The 16,462-nt window shown below is 68.9% G+C and carries 19 protein-coding genes, 2 tRNA genes and 1 pseudogene; 10 read left to right on the top strand and 12 right to left on the bottom strand.

Annotation, left to right across the window (positions count from 1 at the left end):
* Positions 1-323 precede the first annotated feature (323 nt).
* Both ACFYW8_RS22410 and ACFYW8_RS22405 read left to right on the top strand, forming a co-directional pair.
* Entirely contained in the window at positions 324-941 is a 618-nt protein-coding gene (locus ACFYW8_RS22410; protein ID WP_389078559.1) for a hypothetical protein, read from the top strand.
* Positions 942-1,547: 606 nt separating this feature from the next.
* Positions 1,548-1,645 (top strand) — tRNA-Arg (locus ACFYW8_RS22405).
* A 176-nt stretch (positions 1,646-1,821) separates the two neighbouring features.
* On the opposite strand, the gene ACFYW8_RS22400 is transcribed toward ACFYW8_RS22405, so the two are convergent.
* From ACFYW8_RS22400 to ACFYW8_RS22385, 4 genes are all read right to left on the bottom strand, one after another.
* Positions 1,822-2,298 (bottom strand): hypothetical protein, encoded by a 477-nt coding sequence (locus tag ACFYW8_RS22400; RefSeq protein ID WP_389078554.1) that lies wholly within the window; start codon positions 2,296-2,298, stop codon positions 1,822-1,824.
* Between the two features lie 152 nt (positions 2,299-2,450).
* Positions 2,451-2,735 carry a hypothetical protein gene (locus tag ACFYW8_RS22395; protein ID WP_389078549.1) on the bottom strand — a complete coding sequence of 95 codons (285 nt, stop codon included), beginning with the start codon at positions 2,733-2,735 and terminating at the stop codon, positions 2,451-2,453.
* Between the two features lie 211 nt (positions 2,736-2,946).
* Positions 2,947-3,037 (bottom strand) — tRNA-OTHER (locus ACFYW8_RS22390).
* 4 nt (positions 3,038-3,041) lie between these two features.
* Positions 3,042-3,584 (bottom strand): DUF4262 domain-containing protein, encoded by a 543-nt coding sequence (locus tag ACFYW8_RS22385; RefSeq protein WP_389078545.1) that lies wholly within the window; start codon positions 3,582-3,584, stop codon positions 3,042-3,044.
* A gap of 657 nt (positions 3,585-4,241) precedes the next feature.
* Between ACFYW8_RS22385 and ACFYW8_RS22380 the strand changes: the two genes are divergently transcribed.
* Positions 4,242-4,439: a hypothetical protein gene (locus tag ACFYW8_RS22380; RefSeq protein ID WP_389078540.1), complete on the top strand. Its 198-nt coding sequence runs from the start codon at positions 4,242-4,244 to the stop codon at positions 4,437-4,439.
* 376 nt (positions 4,440-4,815) lie between these two features.
* Here ACFYW8_RS22380 and ACFYW8_RS22375 read toward each other — a convergent pair.
* The 3 genes and pseudogenes from ACFYW8_RS22375 to ACFYW8_RS22365 all read right to left on the bottom strand — a co-directional run.
* A pseudogene (locus ACFYW8_RS22375) lies at positions 4,816-5,094 on the bottom strand (tyrosine-type recombinase/integrase); the annotation flags it as partial.
* A gap of 63 nt (positions 5,095-5,157) precedes the next feature.
* Complete coding sequence (locus ACFYW8_RS22370) at positions 5,158-5,952, bottom strand: LamG domain-containing protein (protein WP_389078535.1); 795 nt, start codon at positions 5,950-5,952, stop codon at positions 5,158-5,160.
* A gap of 171 nt (positions 5,953-6,123) precedes the next feature.
* Positions 6,124-6,852, bottom strand: coding sequence for a hypothetical protein (locus ACFYW8_RS22365; protein ID WP_389078530.1), 729 nt, complete (start codon positions 6,850-6,852; stop codon positions 6,124-6,126).
* A gap of 436 nt (positions 6,853-7,288) precedes the next feature.
* Here ACFYW8_RS22365 and ACFYW8_RS22360 point away from each other — a divergent pair, with 436 nt between their 5' ends.
* Positions 7,289-7,783, top strand: coding sequence for a hypothetical protein (locus ACFYW8_RS22360; protein WP_389078526.1), 495 nt, complete (start codon positions 7,289-7,291; stop codon positions 7,781-7,783).
* Here the strand turns inward: ACFYW8_RS22360 and ACFYW8_RS22355 are convergent, their stop codons facing one another.
* Positions 7,784-8,089 carry a hypothetical protein gene (locus ACFYW8_RS22355; RefSeq protein ID WP_389078521.1) on the bottom strand — a complete coding sequence of 102 codons (306 nt, stop codon included), beginning with the start codon at positions 8,087-8,089 and terminating at the stop codon, positions 7,784-7,786.
* A 449-nt stretch (positions 8,090-8,538) separates the two neighbouring features.
* Between ACFYW8_RS22355 and ACFYW8_RS22350 the strand changes: the two genes are divergently transcribed.
* Positions 8,539-8,955 carry a hypothetical protein gene (locus ACFYW8_RS22350; RefSeq protein ID WP_389078516.1) on the top strand — a complete coding sequence of 139 codons (417 nt, stop codon included), beginning with the start codon at positions 8,539-8,541 and terminating at the stop codon, positions 8,953-8,955.
* Between the two features lie 86 nt (positions 8,956-9,041).
* On the opposite strand, the gene ACFYW8_RS22345 is transcribed toward ACFYW8_RS22350, so the two are convergent.
* Positions 9,042-9,374 carry a hypothetical protein gene (locus ACFYW8_RS22345; RefSeq protein WP_365870964.1) on the bottom strand — a complete coding sequence of 111 codons (333 nt, stop codon included), beginning with the start codon at positions 9,372-9,374 and terminating at the stop codon, positions 9,042-9,044.
* Positions 9,375-9,690: 316 nt separating this feature from the next.
* On the opposite strand from ACFYW8_RS22345, the gene ACFYW8_RS22340 reads away from it, so the two are divergent.
* The 4 genes from ACFYW8_RS22340 to ACFYW8_RS22325 are packed head-to-tail and all read left to right on the top strand — an operon-like array spanning position 9,691 to position 13,211.
* Entirely contained in the window at positions 9,691-10,155 is a 465-nt protein-coding gene (locus ACFYW8_RS22340) for a MarR family winged helix-turn-helix transcriptional regulator (protein WP_389078509.1), read from the top strand.
* Positions 10,155-11,672: an MFS transporter gene (locus ACFYW8_RS22335; RefSeq protein ID WP_389079385.1), complete on the top strand. Its 1,518-nt coding sequence runs from the start codon at positions 10,155-10,157 to the stop codon at positions 11,670-11,672. The genes ACFYW8_RS22340 and ACFYW8_RS22335 overlap by 1 nt, the downstream gene beginning before the upstream one ends.
* Before the next feature lie 2 nt (positions 11,673-11,674).
* Entirely contained in the window at positions 11,675-12,262 is a 588-nt protein-coding gene (locus ACFYW8_RS22330; RefSeq protein ID WP_389078505.1) for a hydrolase, read from the top strand.
* A 37-nt stretch (positions 12,263-12,299) separates the two neighbouring features.
* Positions 12,300-13,211, top strand: coding sequence for a LysR family transcriptional regulator (locus ACFYW8_RS22325; RefSeq protein ID WP_389078500.1), 912 nt, complete (start codon positions 12,300-12,302; stop codon positions 13,209-13,211).
* 177 nt (positions 13,212-13,388) lie between these two features.
* Here the strand turns inward: ACFYW8_RS22325 and ACFYW8_RS22320 are convergent, their stop codons facing one another.
* Complete coding sequence (locus ACFYW8_RS22320; protein ID WP_389078495.1) at positions 13,389-14,303, bottom strand: ketopantoate reductase family protein; 915 nt, start codon at positions 14,301-14,303, stop codon at positions 13,389-13,391.
* A 151-nt stretch (positions 14,304-14,454) separates the two neighbouring features.
* Positions 14,455-15,228: an MBL fold metallo-hydrolase gene (locus ACFYW8_RS22315; protein ID WP_389078490.1), complete on the bottom strand. Its 774-nt coding sequence runs from the start codon at positions 15,226-15,228 to the stop codon at positions 14,455-14,457.
* A 101-nt stretch (positions 15,229-15,329) separates the two neighbouring features.
* On the opposite strand from ACFYW8_RS22315, the gene ACFYW8_RS22310 reads away from it, so the two are divergent.
* On the top strand, positions 15,330-15,563 hold the full coding sequence (locus ACFYW8_RS22310; RefSeq protein WP_365870958.1) for a DUF2277 domain-containing protein: 234 nt from the start codon (positions 15,330-15,332) through the stop codon (positions 15,561-15,563).
* A gap of 223 nt (positions 15,564-15,786) precedes the next feature.
* Here the strand turns inward: ACFYW8_RS22310 and ACFYW8_RS22305 are convergent, their stop codons facing one another.
* Positions 15,787-16,425 (bottom strand): DedA family protein, encoded by a 639-nt coding sequence (locus tag ACFYW8_RS22305; protein ID WP_389078483.1) that lies wholly within the window; start codon positions 16,423-16,425, stop codon positions 15,787-15,789.
* Between the last annotated feature and the right edge of the window lie 37 nt (positions 16,426-16,462).

Here is a 16,462-nt window from a genome sequence, read left to right as displayed (position 1 = left end):
GCCACAGTCGCGCCAGATCGGACGGGGACTCACGGGGAACTGCGGCTGCTGGCGGAGGCCACAGCCAGCAGAAGCCGAAGTCGGCATCCCGCAGGTCAGACCCCAACTCGCCCAACCTCGCTCCCAAAGCGGGTGTCGCAGGTTCGAATCCTGCCGTGCCACACCTGTGCCATCGACCAAGATCGCGCCGACGCCCACGTGTGTCAGCACTCCCGCCCGAGGCTGGCCTGAGAACCACTACGTTCTCCCTGGTCAACGAGCTCTGATCATCAGGTAGCCTGCCGGTTCGCCTAATTGGAACAGTAAGCACACTGGTGGGAACCGTGAACGTCCGTACTCAGATACACCTCTTGATCCTGTTTGCTGTCGGCTTCGGTCTGTTTTTCGGCGGCCTGACGTTGGGAGGGGCGCCACTCGGTCTGCTGGGCTTCGTGATCTTCTTTTTTGTTCTTCAGCCGTTGATTTGGGCGCTACTTCCGGTTTCCTTCCTCATGGCTCCGAAGGGGGCGCAAGCGACCTGCGCCCTGTACCGCGGCTGGGCCGCAAAACTGACCGCTCGCCTCGGGCTGGGAGCCTCCCGCACGGTCGAGGCCGACGCCGCGAGGCTTCGGCAAGGAGTGCGTCTCGGCATGCTCTCGCTTGGCCTGCGCGACGGCAGTCAGACCCTCGGCCACGTGCTCCTGCACCGGTCCTCGGACGGCGAGGTCTGTCTGGCCTGGCGCAAGCGCGGGAAGGGCAGTACTGACCAGCTGATCAACCTTCAGGGCCCGGTGGCCGTACGTCGGGAGCGCCAGCAGCAGAATGGCGCACAGGCCCGAATGGGGTACACCGTAGCCGTGGATCTCGGCACCGAGTCCTACTGGCTCCGCCCCCACGACGCTGCCCTGCTCGAGCTCCTTCTCGGGAACGGCGCGTCAGTTACCACTGACGTCTCCATTTGACGTCGCCAATGGCTCCGCGGCTGCCCGGGACGGCTCAGGCGATAACGCACGGGCCGGCCAAGCTGCCGCATATTCGTGGATCGGCACCTGAGCGAAGGAGCATCGTTCGTCTCTGATCAGCGCCACGCCGGAAGTCGCAACGGCCTCCGAAGTCGTGCTTGATCGGCGGTGGCTGACATCCACGGCTGACATCAACGTCGTCGGACGGTGACGGGTCCACACTCATCGACGCGCGCAGGCGGAGTCCGGCGCGGTAGCCGTCCGGGGTCTTGTCGTACCTGGTCGCGATGCATGGGCCAGCGGCTCATCGGGGGTCCGTGAGCGGGGCCGTCTGTGGGCCGTCCGAGGGTGCTCAACGACGACTGACGCTGACAACCGTAGACGGCTGAGTTGCAGGTCGCAGCGTTGATCGATTGGAGGGTTGCAGGTCGGAGACCCGGCCCCGCACTTCTTCGGCTACTGATAGTCGTCATGGCTGCTGACTCGCCCATTGAGCCTCGAGCCCAAAGCCGTTCCGCCGACCACGTGACGCGGTGACCGTCCCCGTAGGCGGCTCCCTTGACCCGACTCGTATCGTGCCGGCATGCGCAATGAGCGGCATGACGAGCCACTGTCGGACACGGAGCTGGAGTTCTTCCTCCGCGCGACGCACCAAGCGCCTTCTAAGCGCTTGGCCGCAGGTTCGAGTCCTGCCGGGGGCGCCAGTCTCCGCCCTCCCTTTGGGGAGGGCTTTTTGCTGGTCAGAGTACGTTTCGCTCGATACGGCGAAGCCCCGAACACCTCTCCGATGATCAAAGGGAAGGTCCGTGGCCGTCCGGCTGTCACCGGGTTTTCGCGGGTGGCCCTGTCGAATACGTGTCGAAGTTTTCGGCCGGAGACCTCAGCCCGGGTCGGGTGGCTCGGGAAGATCTCCGGCGTCTTCGAGGCGCCTTTTCAGGTCAGGCAGCTGTCCTTCGACGCATCGGGCGTAGGTGGCCAGGAGCACCGGCACGCTGTTCCCGGCCCAGTCCGCCACCTGAGCGGGCGGGATCCCGTCGTTGAGCCACTTCGTCAGGCGCGTGTGCCGGTTGTCGTACACCCGCCTTTCTGTGGGCGACTCGAAGACGTGCGGGGGCAGGACGGCCTTGCGCGCACTGCGCCACGCCCGGCGGATGACCGACCCGGCCAGAATCCCGCCCGTCTCCCCCTGGAACAGGAGATCACCGGGCTTGAGCTGTTCGTCCTCGATGTGCTGTCGCAGGATGCGCGTCAGCGCGGGATGCCCCGGCGCGGTGTACCAGCTCATCGAAGCCGACTTGGAGCGGTGGGACACCGGCAGCCCGGTGCCGATGACGAAGGCCTCGCCCACTCGCCCCATGGCAGCTCCCGCCCAAAGCCGTTCCGCCGACCTCATTCCCGAAGGCTCAGGCCGAGGACCTTTCCCCGGGGCGAGTGCCCGCCATGAATCGCGACTCCACCGGTACAGATGGACGACCCACCCGGCGGAGAGGGAGAAGACGGTGGTCTAGCTCAGAGCGCCAGGAAGCCTCCGAGCCGCTCCACCGTGTTGATGAGGGCACCGTTCGATGGGTCGACGATGTTGTTGGCGACAGAGTTGCCGTTGCCGCTGCTGTGGTTGCTGAGCAACCCGTCGTTTCCGCTGTTGGCACCTTCGTTGCCGCTGGCGGTCTGGCTGACTCTGATGTCGTCCCCGGGGTCGGGGTTGGGGTCGGCCGACGCGGGTGCGGCAGCGGCAAGGGCGAAGGCGCCGACGACGGCCGCGACTCCGAGGGTTCGACTGAAGATCTTGGTCATGCCCAGGGAACGACTGTTGCGCGCGGACGGACACGGGACTGCGGGACGGATCAGGCAGTCGTAACCTGTTTGGCTCCGTACACCTGGGACTGTGCCCGTGCCCCTCCTGTGCCCGTTCGGTCGGGAAACAGCAGGGAGTCACGGTCACTGGCGGACAATGCCCACGAGCATGACCCCTGACCGATTTACCTGGTCAGGGGCCGTTCACGTGCGGTGGGTGTGGGATTTGAACCCACGGTGACTCGCGCCACGACGGTTTTCAAGACCGCTCAAGCGGGTCGACTCAGCATTGAGACTCCACCGACGTCACGTGATTTCGGTCCACGGGCCGGTGGTCTCGTCTTTTGCAATCCAGAGCAGTGGTTGCCCCGTGCGACAGCGCTCGTCTGCGCCCTCTTCCCAGGGGAACCGTCCGGCCTTGTCCGGCCAGAACAACTGCATGATCGGCAGTGGCGGGGTCTGGTAGAAGTCGATGCCGGCGCCGAAGAAGTCGTGGTACCAGCTGGGATGCACGGGCCGGACGGCCACGTCGTAGCCGTTGAGGACGTCTCCCCGGCGCTGGTCGGGCTCAAGTGGGTTGCCGTCCCGTATCGCTGCCCCAGCGGCGTTCGCGACGCGCATCGCGGTCTGCGACGGCAGGCCGAACACGCTTATCTCGGGACTGCGCAGTGTGTGCCAGAGACCGATGGAGTAGCCCCAATTGCCGGGGGCATCGTCGCCGGCCACGCCCATGACATGCCAGCCGAAGTCCGCCACGCTCTTGGCTATGCGGCTGTCGCGTTCCTCCGACACGGGGCCGCCCCATTCCGTCGGGGCGCAGAGGAGGCAGAAGCAAGGGGCGTCGTCCATTCGAGGAGAGTAGGCATGCTCGCGCAGGGGCCGTCGTCCGGGGTGGCTGTACGGCAGCGAAGTACAGCCACCGTCGCGACCAGCCCTGACCACTAACGGCCCTGAGCACCCGTCCGACATGCCCGGGAGACCTCAGCAACCATCGTGTCCATAGTTCGCATCGAGAAGGTCAGGGCCTTCACGGACCTGTCAGCCGCGGCCGACCTGGTTGCTTGAGTCATTGAGACTCCACCGACCTCAACGTCGGCGACGCCCCAGCGTAGGAAGCCCGCCAGAGACAGTTCGAATGCTGCTGCCCTGGCCTTCCATGGCTGGTCGTTCAGGTAGCGGCTCTGCACGCCAGGGCGAGGTGTCCTCCTCAGGTTCAGCGTGTCGCCTCACATCCACCGTCTTTTTGAGTGCAATGCGCGCCTCTTCCGGGTCATCCAAGCCCGTCAGCGCACGAATCGCGCCTCGGCATCGAGCCAGTAGTTCAAGGACGTACTTAGCGTTTTGCGGCAGCTCAACAGGCTTGCATGTCGCGCCAGCCACGGGATGCAGGGCGGCTTGTGGCTGACCTCGATCATCAACCCAAACCCACACACGTATCCGCGGCCAGTTGTCTCGCGCCCCCGTATTCGTCACATCCGCATCCTGCCCGACTCGTATCGTGCCGGCATGCGCAATGAGCGGCATGACGAGTCACTGTCGGACACGGAGCTGGAGTTGTTCCTGCAGTATCTGCACCGGTTCGCCAACCACGATCTGGATCTCTTCGCCCTCATGCAGGTGGGCGATCCCGAGCACCCCGTCTATGTGAGCTTCTCCAGGAAGCCCGAGGCAGGAGTTGCCCCCGAGGCCTACCGGCGGCCGTAGCGAACCCCGGGCCCTGTCGAATGCGTGTCGAGGGCTGGTGGACGGGGCCTCGGGGCGGGGGAGTGGTGCAGGTCAGAGGGAGTGCTCCGCGCGACGCACCAAGCGCCTTCTAAGCCCGCAGCCCCTCTGCGCGTGCCGCAGTCGTGCCGCATCGTGCGGTCAACCACGGTCAACAGCGGCTCGCCACAGTCGAGATACGTCGTTGAGCTGGCTGGCGCTACAGCCGGAGTGACCTGGGCATCCCCGCTACCGATCACACCCGCCCTTACAAGGCGGATGTCGGCGGTTCGAAACCGTCCGCGCCCACCGGGCCAAAGACCCCCAGCCGATCATGGCTGGGGGTCTTTGACATCCCGATCTGACACCAGTGCCGGTGTCACTCGCGCTGTAGCCGCCGCGTGAGCAGTCGGTCCATGTGACTGACGGCCTCGCGCTGCGTGTCCTGGACGACGTGGCCGTAGACGTTCATCGGCACGGCGATCTGGCTGTGCCCCAGGATCTCCATCACGACGCGGGGCGCCACGCCGGCCGCGGTGAGCAGGGGCGCGCAGCCGTGCCGGGCGTCGTGTAGCCGGATGACCCACACGTCGGCGTTCTTGGCGACCCGGGTGAAGGAGCGGTACATGTTGCGCGGTTCGATCGGGCGCCCCGTTCGGATGTCCTGCGTGCAGGGGCTCAGCAAGCCCGGGCTTACGGGCGTGTCCGGACCATCCGGCACTCAGATGTCGGGAGTTCCCGTCAGCGAGGACATCAGGCTGATCATCGTGGGGTTCGCGGCTCCGGAGTAGGCGCGCACCTCGTCCACGGTGCCCTTGAAGTACTCACCGTGGATCGCCGAGCGGCCTACCTGAAGGCCGCCCGACGCCGCCCACGAGGTCGTGTCCACGGCGGTGGACGTGTTGGCCAGTTGACCGTTCACGTAGAAGCGAAGCTCATGAGCGGGGGCGTCGAAGACAACGGCCAAGTGGTCGCCCACGCCGTAGGGATCGTCATTGGGCAAAGCCTGCTCCTCGGTGATGACCACTTGCGGAGCATTCGCCTTGTCCTTGGTGGACACCACGACTTCCCACTTGCCGCTTGTCGCCTGGTACCGGATCGCGATGCGGTCGGCGTCGGAGCCTGGAAGCGACAGGACCGTCTGCGTCCTGTTGTTCGCTGCGGCCGGGCGAGCGCGAACGGCGAGGGTGAAACTTCCGTCCCCGCTGACCGGTGCTCCGGAAGTCGCTGCCCAGTCGCCGTCGCCGTCGAGCCTGAGATCACCCTGATCAACCAGTGCGGGATCTCCGAAGATGTCCTCGTTGTGGTAGATCCAGGCATCGCCGTTCAAGGTCAGCGGCAGGCCTCCCGGCTCCACGTTGGGAGCGATTCCGCCGGGCGCCCCCTCCAAGGGCCAGTAGCCCTCCCGGCTCAGCGGCGTCTCCGCAGCCCGGTAATTGTGTCCCTTGCCTGCCGCGTGGGCGGCACCAGGCAGCGCACCGAGTGTTACCGAGATGGCGACGGCGCCTACCGTCACAAAAGCCGAACGATATCTGCTGTACATGGCCCCTCTATTGAAAAAATATAGTCAAAGTTCTGACGAGATCTTCCAGTCTCGCTCCTGCGGACGCAAGGAGTTTCAGTTGCCCAGCTCACAAGTCCGGCCTCCTTCCGAGGCGGACCGGACATGGCCGGGCGGAGCAACTGCCTAAGCGAGTCGGTGCAGCGGCGGCGTACCGCAACCGCTGCACCGCAGCCGACTGTCATGAGCGATCGAGGGCTGATCAGCCGACTCGTTGAACCTCGACGACCGTCGATTCGAGAGTTCAGGAGGCAGCGGTCGCGTGCCACAGTCGTGCCGCACCCGGCTGCCCTTTTCGGTCACCTGCACGTACCCGGCGGCCTGGAGCTGGGCGGCATACCCGGCTGTGTAGCGACGGCCGGCTTTGATCCCGATCAATGAGAGGGGCATCAGCACGGCCCAGGCTGAGCCGGTGGCGGCGACGGCGGTGGTGTCCGCGCCGAGATTGAAACACACGCTCAACGCCAGCGCGGTGAAGCCGATGCTCACGAGCGCGATCCGCTGCTTCACGCTGACGCTGCCCGCGAGGTCGTGCCTCATACGGACGTTGAGCAGCTCGACCGCCTCGGGCGTGGCGGGCGGCAACGCGCCTCCGTCGACGGCGTCGGGATAACTGGCCCGGTTCCGTTCGGCCCGTGCGCGGGCCTGCGGGCTGGGGTCGGGCACGATGGACAACACGTATCCGTTGCCCTTCGGTCCACCGCTCTGCGAGATGTCCGAGTATGCGTACCCGAACTGCTCGGCTACGAAGGCGATCCGGGCGATCTCCTTCAGGGTCATCATGGAACAAGAAACCTGGACCGGCTTCCCGCTCGCCATCTGACGCAGCATCTTCCGCGCGCGCCGTTCACTCACCGGCGCTCCCCGTGTCACTCATGATCCATCGAGTATTGCATATGGCATGCCCATGTCGATGTAGAGGGGGTTATCGCTGGGGCAATCGACTCGACTGACCCAACTCGCGCCGTTTCATGAGGAGTTCACAGTTCTCGGGATTCATGAAGGACTGACGGATTAGGGTCGGCTTGCGCTTCGAGCGCCGGCTGGGCCGGTGCGGGAGGCTGTCGTGCAGTTGTAGGTCGATCCCCATGGCGGGATGCTCTCGGGTGGGGCGAGGCATTACGCCGGGCGCACACGGGCCCGGAGTAATGCCGCATCAGGGCTGGAAGGGGAGAGAGTGAACTTTTGGGGTGCTCGGGTCGTGTCATTTGCGGTGCCACTCGGGCTCGGCTTGTTGCTTGGCCTGTTAGGGCCTACCGCTGAACATTGGGGCGGCCGTCCAGGTGCGGCCGTGGGCGCTGTTTTCACCGGTGGGTGGCCGTGGGCCTGTTATGCGTTTCTGGTGGGTTATTTCCGCCGGTCCAAAATCGAATCTGTTGTTCTCGCACCCCTGGGACTGGCTATCGGTGTCGTGACCTACTACCTGACCAAGGGAAACCTGGCCTCCTTGGATGGACTGGATTCCTCAGGTGCGGGATCATCCGGAATTGCCCTCTGGGGTGTGCTGGCATTCCTCTTCGGAGCACCCCTCGGGCTCCTGGGGAACTTCGCACGGGTGCCGGGCATCGGCGGCCTGTTCTTCCGGCTGCTTGTTCCCCTGGTGGCCTTTTATGAGACTTCCATGCGTCTGGAGACGGAGTCGCGCGGGCCGAGTCAGGTTGTTCTTGGCACCTGGACCACCGTTCGTTTCACGGCTGTCGCCGTTGCGGTCGCTCTGGTGGGCCACACGGTCTGGGGTTGGTGGAGGTCTCGCCGTATTCGTTCCGCCGGGGTGGGCGTCGGCTGATCAGTGAGCGACGGCGAGGGCGTGGAACTTGAGCGCTCCGATCCCCAGGACGATGATCTGCACCGCGCTCGGGATGCGCCATCGAAAGGCCAGAAGGCCACCGCCCGTGAGCACGGCACCGCCGGCCAGGTACCACGTTGTCCGCCACGCGAACATCTGCGCCTCAAGTGCGTTACTGCCGTCGTCGGACCATCCCGTGATCCCATGGCCGAACAGCAGCCCGGCGATGACCACCACGTCGCTGACGAGCAGTGCCGCACCCATCACCACCTGTCGGCCGGTCGACGGCTCCTTTCCACGCCTCATGCCCATCCCGCTCTGTTCGCGTCCGTTCGCGGTCGCCGGTCCGCCGATCGCCTGCGGCCCAGCGTGCCGAGCCGGCACGTGCCACGCATGAGTACACGTACTCAGAACGGCCGACGTGGTCAGCCAGTAGCCTGCGGCCGACAGTCACTTGCCGACCTTGGAGGACGCGTGGCCCATGCCGCTCTCACCGAACCGGATCGGCTGTGGTCGGGGCAGGAGGTCTTGACGCGTCCCAGCCCAGTACCCGCGGCGGCCGGGGTCCACGGGTGGCACTTCGAAGACCTCCCTGTGCGGACCTCGCTGCCGGGCGCCTGCTCCACGTCGGTGCAGCCCCGAACCGGCGCGGTGTCGCCGCTAGGATCGGCTCATGACGTCACATCAGGCGGATGCCGCGTAGATCCCCGCGCGAGCTGAGGGGCACCGCGCCCGACAGGCAAGGCGACGGTGCGGTGAGCACGCTGCTCATCAGCGCTTGTCCTGGGCCGCCGGTGTGTGCTGCCGTCCACACGTATCTCTTCGTCGACGGCCTCGACGTGATCGCGCGCAGCGACAGCAGAATGGCCGGCCTCGAGCCGGGGCGACTGCTCGGCCCCGGCGGACCGCTCTGTCCGAGGGATATGCCGCACACGGTGGAAGTGGCATCCCAGGAGCGGCCCGAGCCAGGGCCTGGCAGGCTGACCGTCCGGGTCCGGCTCCGGCGCGAGACGGTCATCTGGTCCGACCTCATGTACCCGGGCCTCGACGGGCGGGGCATCACGGAGGTCCGCTTCCGCCTGGAGCAGTACCTGGGTGAGGTCGAGCGCGCGTACGCGGTGTTGAAAGATCAGCTGGTGACCCCGCCCTGTGAACCGGGAGGGGTGGCCTGATGGGCGGCCGTCAACAGGGGAGGTACCGGCGCGCCTGCCGAACCCGGCGGCGCCTCTATCGCGCCTGCCGAACCCGGCGTGCGTCTCTATAACGGGGTGTCGCGCGTGTGCTTCAGCCGCATCCGGGCGTCGACCTTGTCCGGCGGGGGGACCTCAGACCAGAAGCGGTGGCCGGAGACGAACACGGTGAGCTCGCGCTCGCGCTGGCGGAGTTTCTCGACCTCGGCCTGTTCGTCGGAGGTCCAGCCCGGGGAAGCGGGGCGCTCCACCTTGCGCCAGCCGCCGGTGTCACTGAAGCCGTCCAGCGGCTCCACCGACCAGGGGAGTCGTTTCAGCAGGGCCAGTAGCTCGGCCCGGACCTGATGCAGCTCCTCCTGACCGGCGAGGAGGTCACTCGGAAAGTCATAGGTCGCAGCCACACGGCAATGCTACGCCTGTTCGATTTTGTGATGCGAGTTCCTTCCGGGACTTCACGCGAACGAGTGTTCCGAACGGGTGTTCAGGTGGTGTGTGACCTGGGAGAACTCTTCGTCCCCCGGGTTCCGCCCAGTGGTGGGCAGTGAACGGACCGCGGGCGGACCGCGGGCGGACCGCGGGCGGACCCCGGGCGGACCCCGGGCGGGCCCTGGGGCTGTAGGCAGGCCGGTTGCGAGCCCGTGTTCCCGGCAGTATTGCCCAGGTGAAACTGGACAGTCTCAACTGGACAGTTTCGGCTGAGCGATTTACGGTGACGGTATGGATCAGAGCGGCAATCGGCGGAACGACGCGGGCGTCTCGGATTCCGCGGCGCGTGCCGCGCAGGATCTGCGGGTCGCGTTCAGCCTGCTCCGGCGGCGGATCCGTGAGGTCTCCGAGAAGCAGGACCTCACGCCGTCCCAGATCTCAGCGCTCACCCTGGTGAGCAAGAGCGGAGCCGCCACGGCCAGTGCGCTCGCGGCGACCGAGGGGGTGCGCCCGCAGTCGATGGCCGCCACGCTCGCGGCCCTCGACCAGTACGGACTCATCCAGCGCAACCCGGACCCCGGGGACGGACGGCGCCAGCTGGTCACGCTCACGGACGCCGGACGCGAGCGCGTCGACGGCACCCGGCAGGCCCGTTCGGAGTGGCTCGCCCGAGCCTTCCAGGACCGGTGCACGGAGGACGAGCGGCAGACGGTCATCGAGGCGATGGCCCTGCTGGAACGACTGACCCGGCCGTGATACCCGCCATCCGGGACTGGCTCCAGCACCGCCTCGTCCCCGCGCGTCACCGCCCGCCCGATCGTTTCGACCGCCGGCTGATCGCCCCGATGGTCCTCGGTTCCGTGCTGAACCCGGTCAACTCCTCCATGATCGCGGTGGCGTTGGTGCCGATCGGCAGAGCCCTCGGGGCGTCGGCGGCGGAGACCGCGTGGCTGGTCTCGGGGCTCTATCTCGCCACCGCCGTGGGGCAGCCCGTCATCGGACGGCTCGTCGATCTGTACGGTCCCCGACGCCTCTACCTCGCCGGTACGGCCATGGTGGGCATCGCCGGACTTCTCGGTGCCCTCTCCCCGAACCTCGGCGCTCTGGTCGCCGCCCGGGTACTGCTCGGATTCGGAACCTCGGCCGCGTACCCAGCCGCGATGCACCTCACCCGCAGCGAGGCGGAACGCACCGGGCAGGGCAGTCCGGCCGGAGTACTGACCGCGCTCGCCGTCTCCGCGCAGACCGTCGCCGTGGTCGGGCCCACTCTGGGCGGCCTGCTCATCGGCGTGGGCGGCTGGCGCACCATCTTCCTGATCAACGTGCCACTGTCGCTGGCCTGTCTGGTCCTCGGGGCGCTGCGGCTGCCCAAAGCACGGCCGCCGAGGACGCGGCTGCCGAGGACGCGCATGCCGAAGGTTCCGGAGTCGTCGCCGCATCCGAGCGTGACCGCCCCGGACCCCACGACCGTGCAGGACGAGTCCCACGCGCCGCACGTACCGGCCGCGCGCGGCGTCGACCTCGTCGGCATGGCCCTCTTCGCCGCCCTGCTCGTCTCACTGATGCTGTTCCTGATGAGGCCGCGAGCCGCGGACTGGTACCTGCCGGTGCTCGCGCTCGTCGCCGGGGGAGCCTTCGCACGGCGGGAACTCCGGGTCCCGGAGCCGTTCATCGACCTGCGGGTGCTCGGCGGCAACGGTCCCATACTGGCCACCTTCCTGCGCCAGTTCCTCAGCTACACCACCGCGTACGCCTTCCTCTACGGGTTCACGCAGTGGATGGAGGAGGGGTACGGGCTGCACGCGGCCGGCGCGGGGCTCGTCCTGCTGCCGCTGTCGTTGAGCGGGCTCATCGTCTCCGGGGTCACCGGGCGTCGGGAGGCCGTCCGCGGCAAGCTGGTGGTCGGGAGTCTCGTCCAGATCGCCGGGTGCGCGGCGCTGCTGATCATGAACTCCGGCAGCGCGATCTGGATGCTGGCCGGTGTCGGTGCCCTCATGGGCGTTCCGCAGGGTCTCAACGGCCTGGCCAACCAGAACGCCCTGTACCGGCAGGCCGATTCCGCCCGGATGGGCTCCGCGGCCGGACTGCTGCGCACCTTCACCTACCTCGGCGCGATGGCCGCCTCCGCCGCCGACGCCGCCTTCTTCACGCACGGCGCCGACACCGGCGGTCTGCACCACCTGGCCCTCTTCATGCTCGCCGGAGCAGTGCTGCTCCTGGCGGTGACCCTCATCGACCGATCCCTGCGCGATCTCATCCCCCGAAAGGCCTGACCATGGCAGTCACCACGCTCGACCCCCGCACCGCGCTCGTCCTCATCGACCTCCAGCACGGCATCGTCGGCAACCCTGGCCTCGCCCCGCACGCCGCCGCCGACGTCGTGCGGCGGGCCGTCCGGCTCGCGGACGCCTTCCGCGGCCATGACCTCCCGGTCGTCCTCGTCCGGGTCACCGCCGCCGCCGACGGCGCGGACGCCGTACACGGCCGTATCGACGGCGGGAGCCGCGGCCGCGCCTTCCCGGAGGGCTGGGACGTCATCGTCGAGGAACTGGCCGGGCACCCCGGGGACATCACCGTGACCAAGCGGAACTGGGGCGCCTTCTACGGCACCGACCTCGACCTTCAGCTGCGCCGCCGCGGAATCACCCAGATCGTGCTGGCCGGCATCGCGACCAGCATCGGCGTGGAGTCCTCCGCCCGCGCCGCCCACGAACACGGCTACCACGTCACCCTCGCCACCGACGCGATGTCCGACCTCGACCCCGAGACGCACCGCAACAGCGTCGAGCGGATCTTCCCCCGCCTCGGTGAGAGCGGCACGACCGAGGAGATCGTCGAGCTGCTCGACAAGACCCGGGCCTGAGCGGCCAACTCCGCCGGGCCGCCGCTACCTTGGGTCTGTGACCCTGGATGATCTTCGCGTGTTCGTCGCCGTCTGCCGGGCCGGGAGCCTGAGTGCCGTGGCCCGGGAGCTGGGCTGTACGCAGTCGGCGGTGAGCCAGCACGTACGCCGGCTCGAACGGGAGGTCGGGGTCGGGCTCGTCGAGCGGCAGGCCCGGGGCGTGGTGCCCACCCGCGCCGGGCGGCTCCTCGAACGGGCCGCCGCCGACGGGATCGCGGGCCTCGACCTCGCGCTGCGCCGACTCGACGAGCTGGCGCGCGGGGGCGTCGGGACGGTACGTATCGCCACCGGGGGCACCACCGTGCGGCACTTCATGGCCGGGGCAGTGGTCGAGTTCCGGCGGCGGTACCCCAAGGTGAGCCTGGAGTTCCAGACCGAGAACTCCAGCCGGAGCTGTTTCGACGCGCTCGCCGACCACGGACTCGACCTGGCCTGGATCACCCTCGGTCAGCCCGTACGCGGGGTCGAGCAGCGGGCCGTCGCGGAGCTTTCCTGGGTGCTCGCGGTACGCGCCGACGACGAACTCGCCGCGCGGGAGCGGATCGAGGCGGAGGAACTGGCCGGACTCCGGATCGTCGGACTGCCCGAGAACTCCACCTCCCGGGCTCATCTCGACGCCGCCTACCGAGAGTTGGGGATACCGATAGGTGTCTGTGACACCAGCGTCGCCGACTGGGACACGGCGATCCTGCTCGCCGGACTCGGCCTCGGCCACGCCGTCGTCCCCGACCTGCCCGGCCTGCGCGGCCCCGGCCTGCCCGGCCTCCGCTTCCTCCCCGTCCCGGCCCTGCCGCCCCTCACGGTCGGCTGGGCCGTACGTCAGTGGGACGCCCTGTCACCCGTGGCGCACGCCTTCGCCGACACGGTGACCCGGCACTGCGCGGGCGCCGGAACCGCGACGGGGGACTGACGCCGAGACAGGTCACCGTGACGGGGGACTGACGCCGAAACAGGTCACCACGATGGGGGCTGACGTCTGCACAGGTCACCACGATGGGGGGGCAGGCGTCGGCACAGGTCACCGCGACGGGGACTGGCGCCGGCGCAGGTCCCGTATGCCCCGACCCCATCGGGCGCCGCCCCGCTGTCAGGTGCCCGTCTCGGCGGTCGGCGTCAGCTCTCGGACCAGCCTGCTCGTCACCGGTGCCGGCACCCCGGTCCGCTCGGCCGCCCGCAGCAACGCACCGCCGATCGCGTCGAGTTCGAGTGTGCGGCCCGCCTCGGCGTCACGCTGCATGGAGGACCTGGTGGCCGCCGGAAAGGCGTCGTAGCGGGCGAGGGCGGCCGCCGCATCGACGGAGGCTCCGCACGCGCGGCCGACCGCCGCCGTCTCCTCGACGAGGGCGGCCAACTCCTCTCGGTGCAGCGTGCGTACGTCGCCCACCGGCACCCCGTACCGCGTCGTCAGCAGTGCGAACGGCGCGAGGAACGACATCTTCGCCCAGAGCGTCGCCGTCTCGCTGTCCTGGACCCGGGCGCGCACCCCGGCCCACTCCAGGGTCCCGGCGAATGCCTCGATCCGCGCCCGGGGTGCCGTGTCGGCGGTCAGGTCGACCTCGGCGAACGGGCTGCCGTGCTCGATCACTCCCGGCGTGATCCGCGTCGACTCCACGCGGATCACCGCGGGGGCCACCTGCTCGGGGCGGTAGCGCTCGCGCAGCGGTGCCGGGTGCTCGACACCGTTCAGGAGCGGGACGATCAGGCCTTCCTCGCCCAGGGCCTTCGCCGGGAGGCGCTCCAGCGCGGCGTCCAGGGCCGTCGCCTTGACCGCGATCAGACACACGTCGGCCGGTTCGCGCAGTTCGGTGTCCGCCGAGACCCGCGCCGTGAAGTCGCCGAAGCGACCGCTGCGCACCTCGATACCGTTCGCGGCCAGTGCCCGAGCGGTCTCGTCCCCGGCGAGGCAGATCACCCGGTGGCCGGCGCGGGACAGAAGCGCCGCGAGCAGTCCGCCGACCCCGCCAGGACCCAGCACCGCCACCGTCAGCCCGTTGTTCGCCATGTGATCTCGCTCCTCTCGGTGAGCCCCCGAAGGAGGGCCCGGTGATGGTCACAAAGAGCCCTCACCCAAGTCAATCCTCAGAGAAGCTTGCCCAACTCCAAGGATTCACTGGGGTGTCGGAGGTTCGCGGTGGACTGGACCGCGGACGCGGCTAAGGAACCTGTACCGAAGCACCGGGATCGAGGAGCCGAAGCCGGTCAGTGAGCCCGGCCTCCGCGAAGGCCTTCGTCAGGGTCGGGCCGTCCTCGGTGAAGTGGCCCCAGTGCTCGAAGTGCAGCGGGACGACCAGGGCGGCGCCGAGGATCTCCGCCGCCCGCGCCGCGTCCTCGCTGGTCAGGGTCAGCGGAGCGTCCGGTACCAGCGGGGTCCGCGCCGCGCCGGCGAACAGCACGGCCACGTCGAAGGGGCCCTCCCGGCCCGCGATCTCCCGTACGACGTCCAGGGACGCGTTGTCGCCGCTCACGTACACCTTGGGCAGCCCCTCCCCGGACAGCACGAAACCGGTCACCTCGCCCACGAGAGGCAGCGAGCCGTCGGGTCCGTGCTGAGCCGGAACGGCCGTCACGCGCAGCACCCCGCCGTCGGGACGCGCCAGTTCGAGGGACTCCCAGGGGCGCAGGGCCCTTACGGGCGCGCCGATCCGCTCGTACGCCGATACCGTCGACAGCGTCACCGGGGCGCTCTGGAGATATCCGCGCCCGGAGGCGTCCAGGTTGTCCGGGTGCTGGTCGTGGGAGAGCAGGACGGCGTCGACCGGGCCGAGCTTGTCGGCCGTTAGCGCGGGCCCGGCCGTCTTCACCAGTCTCCGTGCGCCGACGGGGTACTCGCCGGGAGCGTCGAAGGTCGGATCGGTGAGGAGCCGCAGGCCGCCGACCGCGATGACGGCTGTGGGGCCGCCGACGTAGGTGATCTCCGTTGAGGTCATGCTCTGCTCAATCCGCGGAACCGGCGGCGCTATTCCCGGCCGCGGCGGCCCCCTTTCGCGAGCGGTGACCATGACGGCGCCGGACGCGCGAGACTGGACTCATGTGCCGCAGCATCAAGACGCTTCGTCCGCCCGCGATCCCCGAGGAAGCGACCGAGGAGGAGATCCGCGCCGCCGCTCTGCAGTACGTCCGCAAGGTCTCCGGGTTCCGTGCCCCGGCCGCCCACAACCGTGAGGTCTTCGACCGTGCCGTGGAGGCGGTCGCGGCCGCCACGGCCGAGTTGCTGGACGACCTGGAGGTACGCGGGGTGGCGGCCCAGCGCGCCGCCGGATAGCGCGCCCGCGGGCCGCACGGCCCGTGGCCCGCGGATTACGGGCTGCCGCCCGCAGGCCGTAGTCCGCACCCGTAGCCGGGGTCGGTACCCGCACGCCGCGCGCGGAGTCCGGGTCCGCGCCCGTACCCGTAGTCCGGGGTCGGTCCCAGTCGTCCGGCCGTACTGGCAGTCCGGGTCCGGGTCCGTATCCGCAGTCCGTGATCCGAGGCCCCTGGTCCGCGGCTCAGGCGCGGGTTCCCTGCTCCCGTACGGCGGGTCGGCGCACGAGGTAGGCCGCGCCCGCTCCCGCGGCGAACAGGGCCCCGAACGAGACACCCGTCGCGAGCCAGGTGGCACCCAGCCACTGGCCGCCGAAGTAGCCGAGGGCCACGCTGTAGCCGGCCCAGGCCAGCCCCGCGAGGACCGACCAGGGCAGGAACTCGCGGACCCGGCGGTGCGCGGCGCCCGCGCCGAGCGAGACGACCGAGCGGCCGGCGGGCGCGAAACGGGCGACGACGACGAGCACGCCGCGGGCTCCGCCGCCGCGCGCCAGGACCTCGCCGAGACGTTCCTGCGCGCTGGTCAGGCGGCGCGATCGGGCGATGGCGCGATCCAGGCGGTCGCCACCGCGCCAGGCGAGGCGATACGCGACCAGGTCGCCGAAGACCGACGCCGTGGCCGCGCAGAGGGTGAGCACCAGGATGTCGGGCACGGCGTGCGGAACGGCGCCGGTGGCGGTGGCGGAACCCGCGGCGGCCGTCGCCGCGGTGATGACCAGGACACCGCTCGGCAGGACCGGCAGAAACACATCAAGAACGATGGACACGGCGACCACCGCGTAGATCCATGGGCTGCCCGTCAGCGACCCCACACTCTCCAGCACCGAAACTCTCCCCCGACTCCCCGTAAGCACGACCGTG

It is taken from the genome of Streptomyces sp. NPDC002742 (assembly GCF_042888885.1).
Taxonomy (GTDB): Bacteria; Actinomycetota; Actinomycetes; order Streptomycetales; family Streptomycetaceae; genus Streptomyces.
This window is presented reverse-complemented; position numbering and strand designations above follow the sequence as displayed.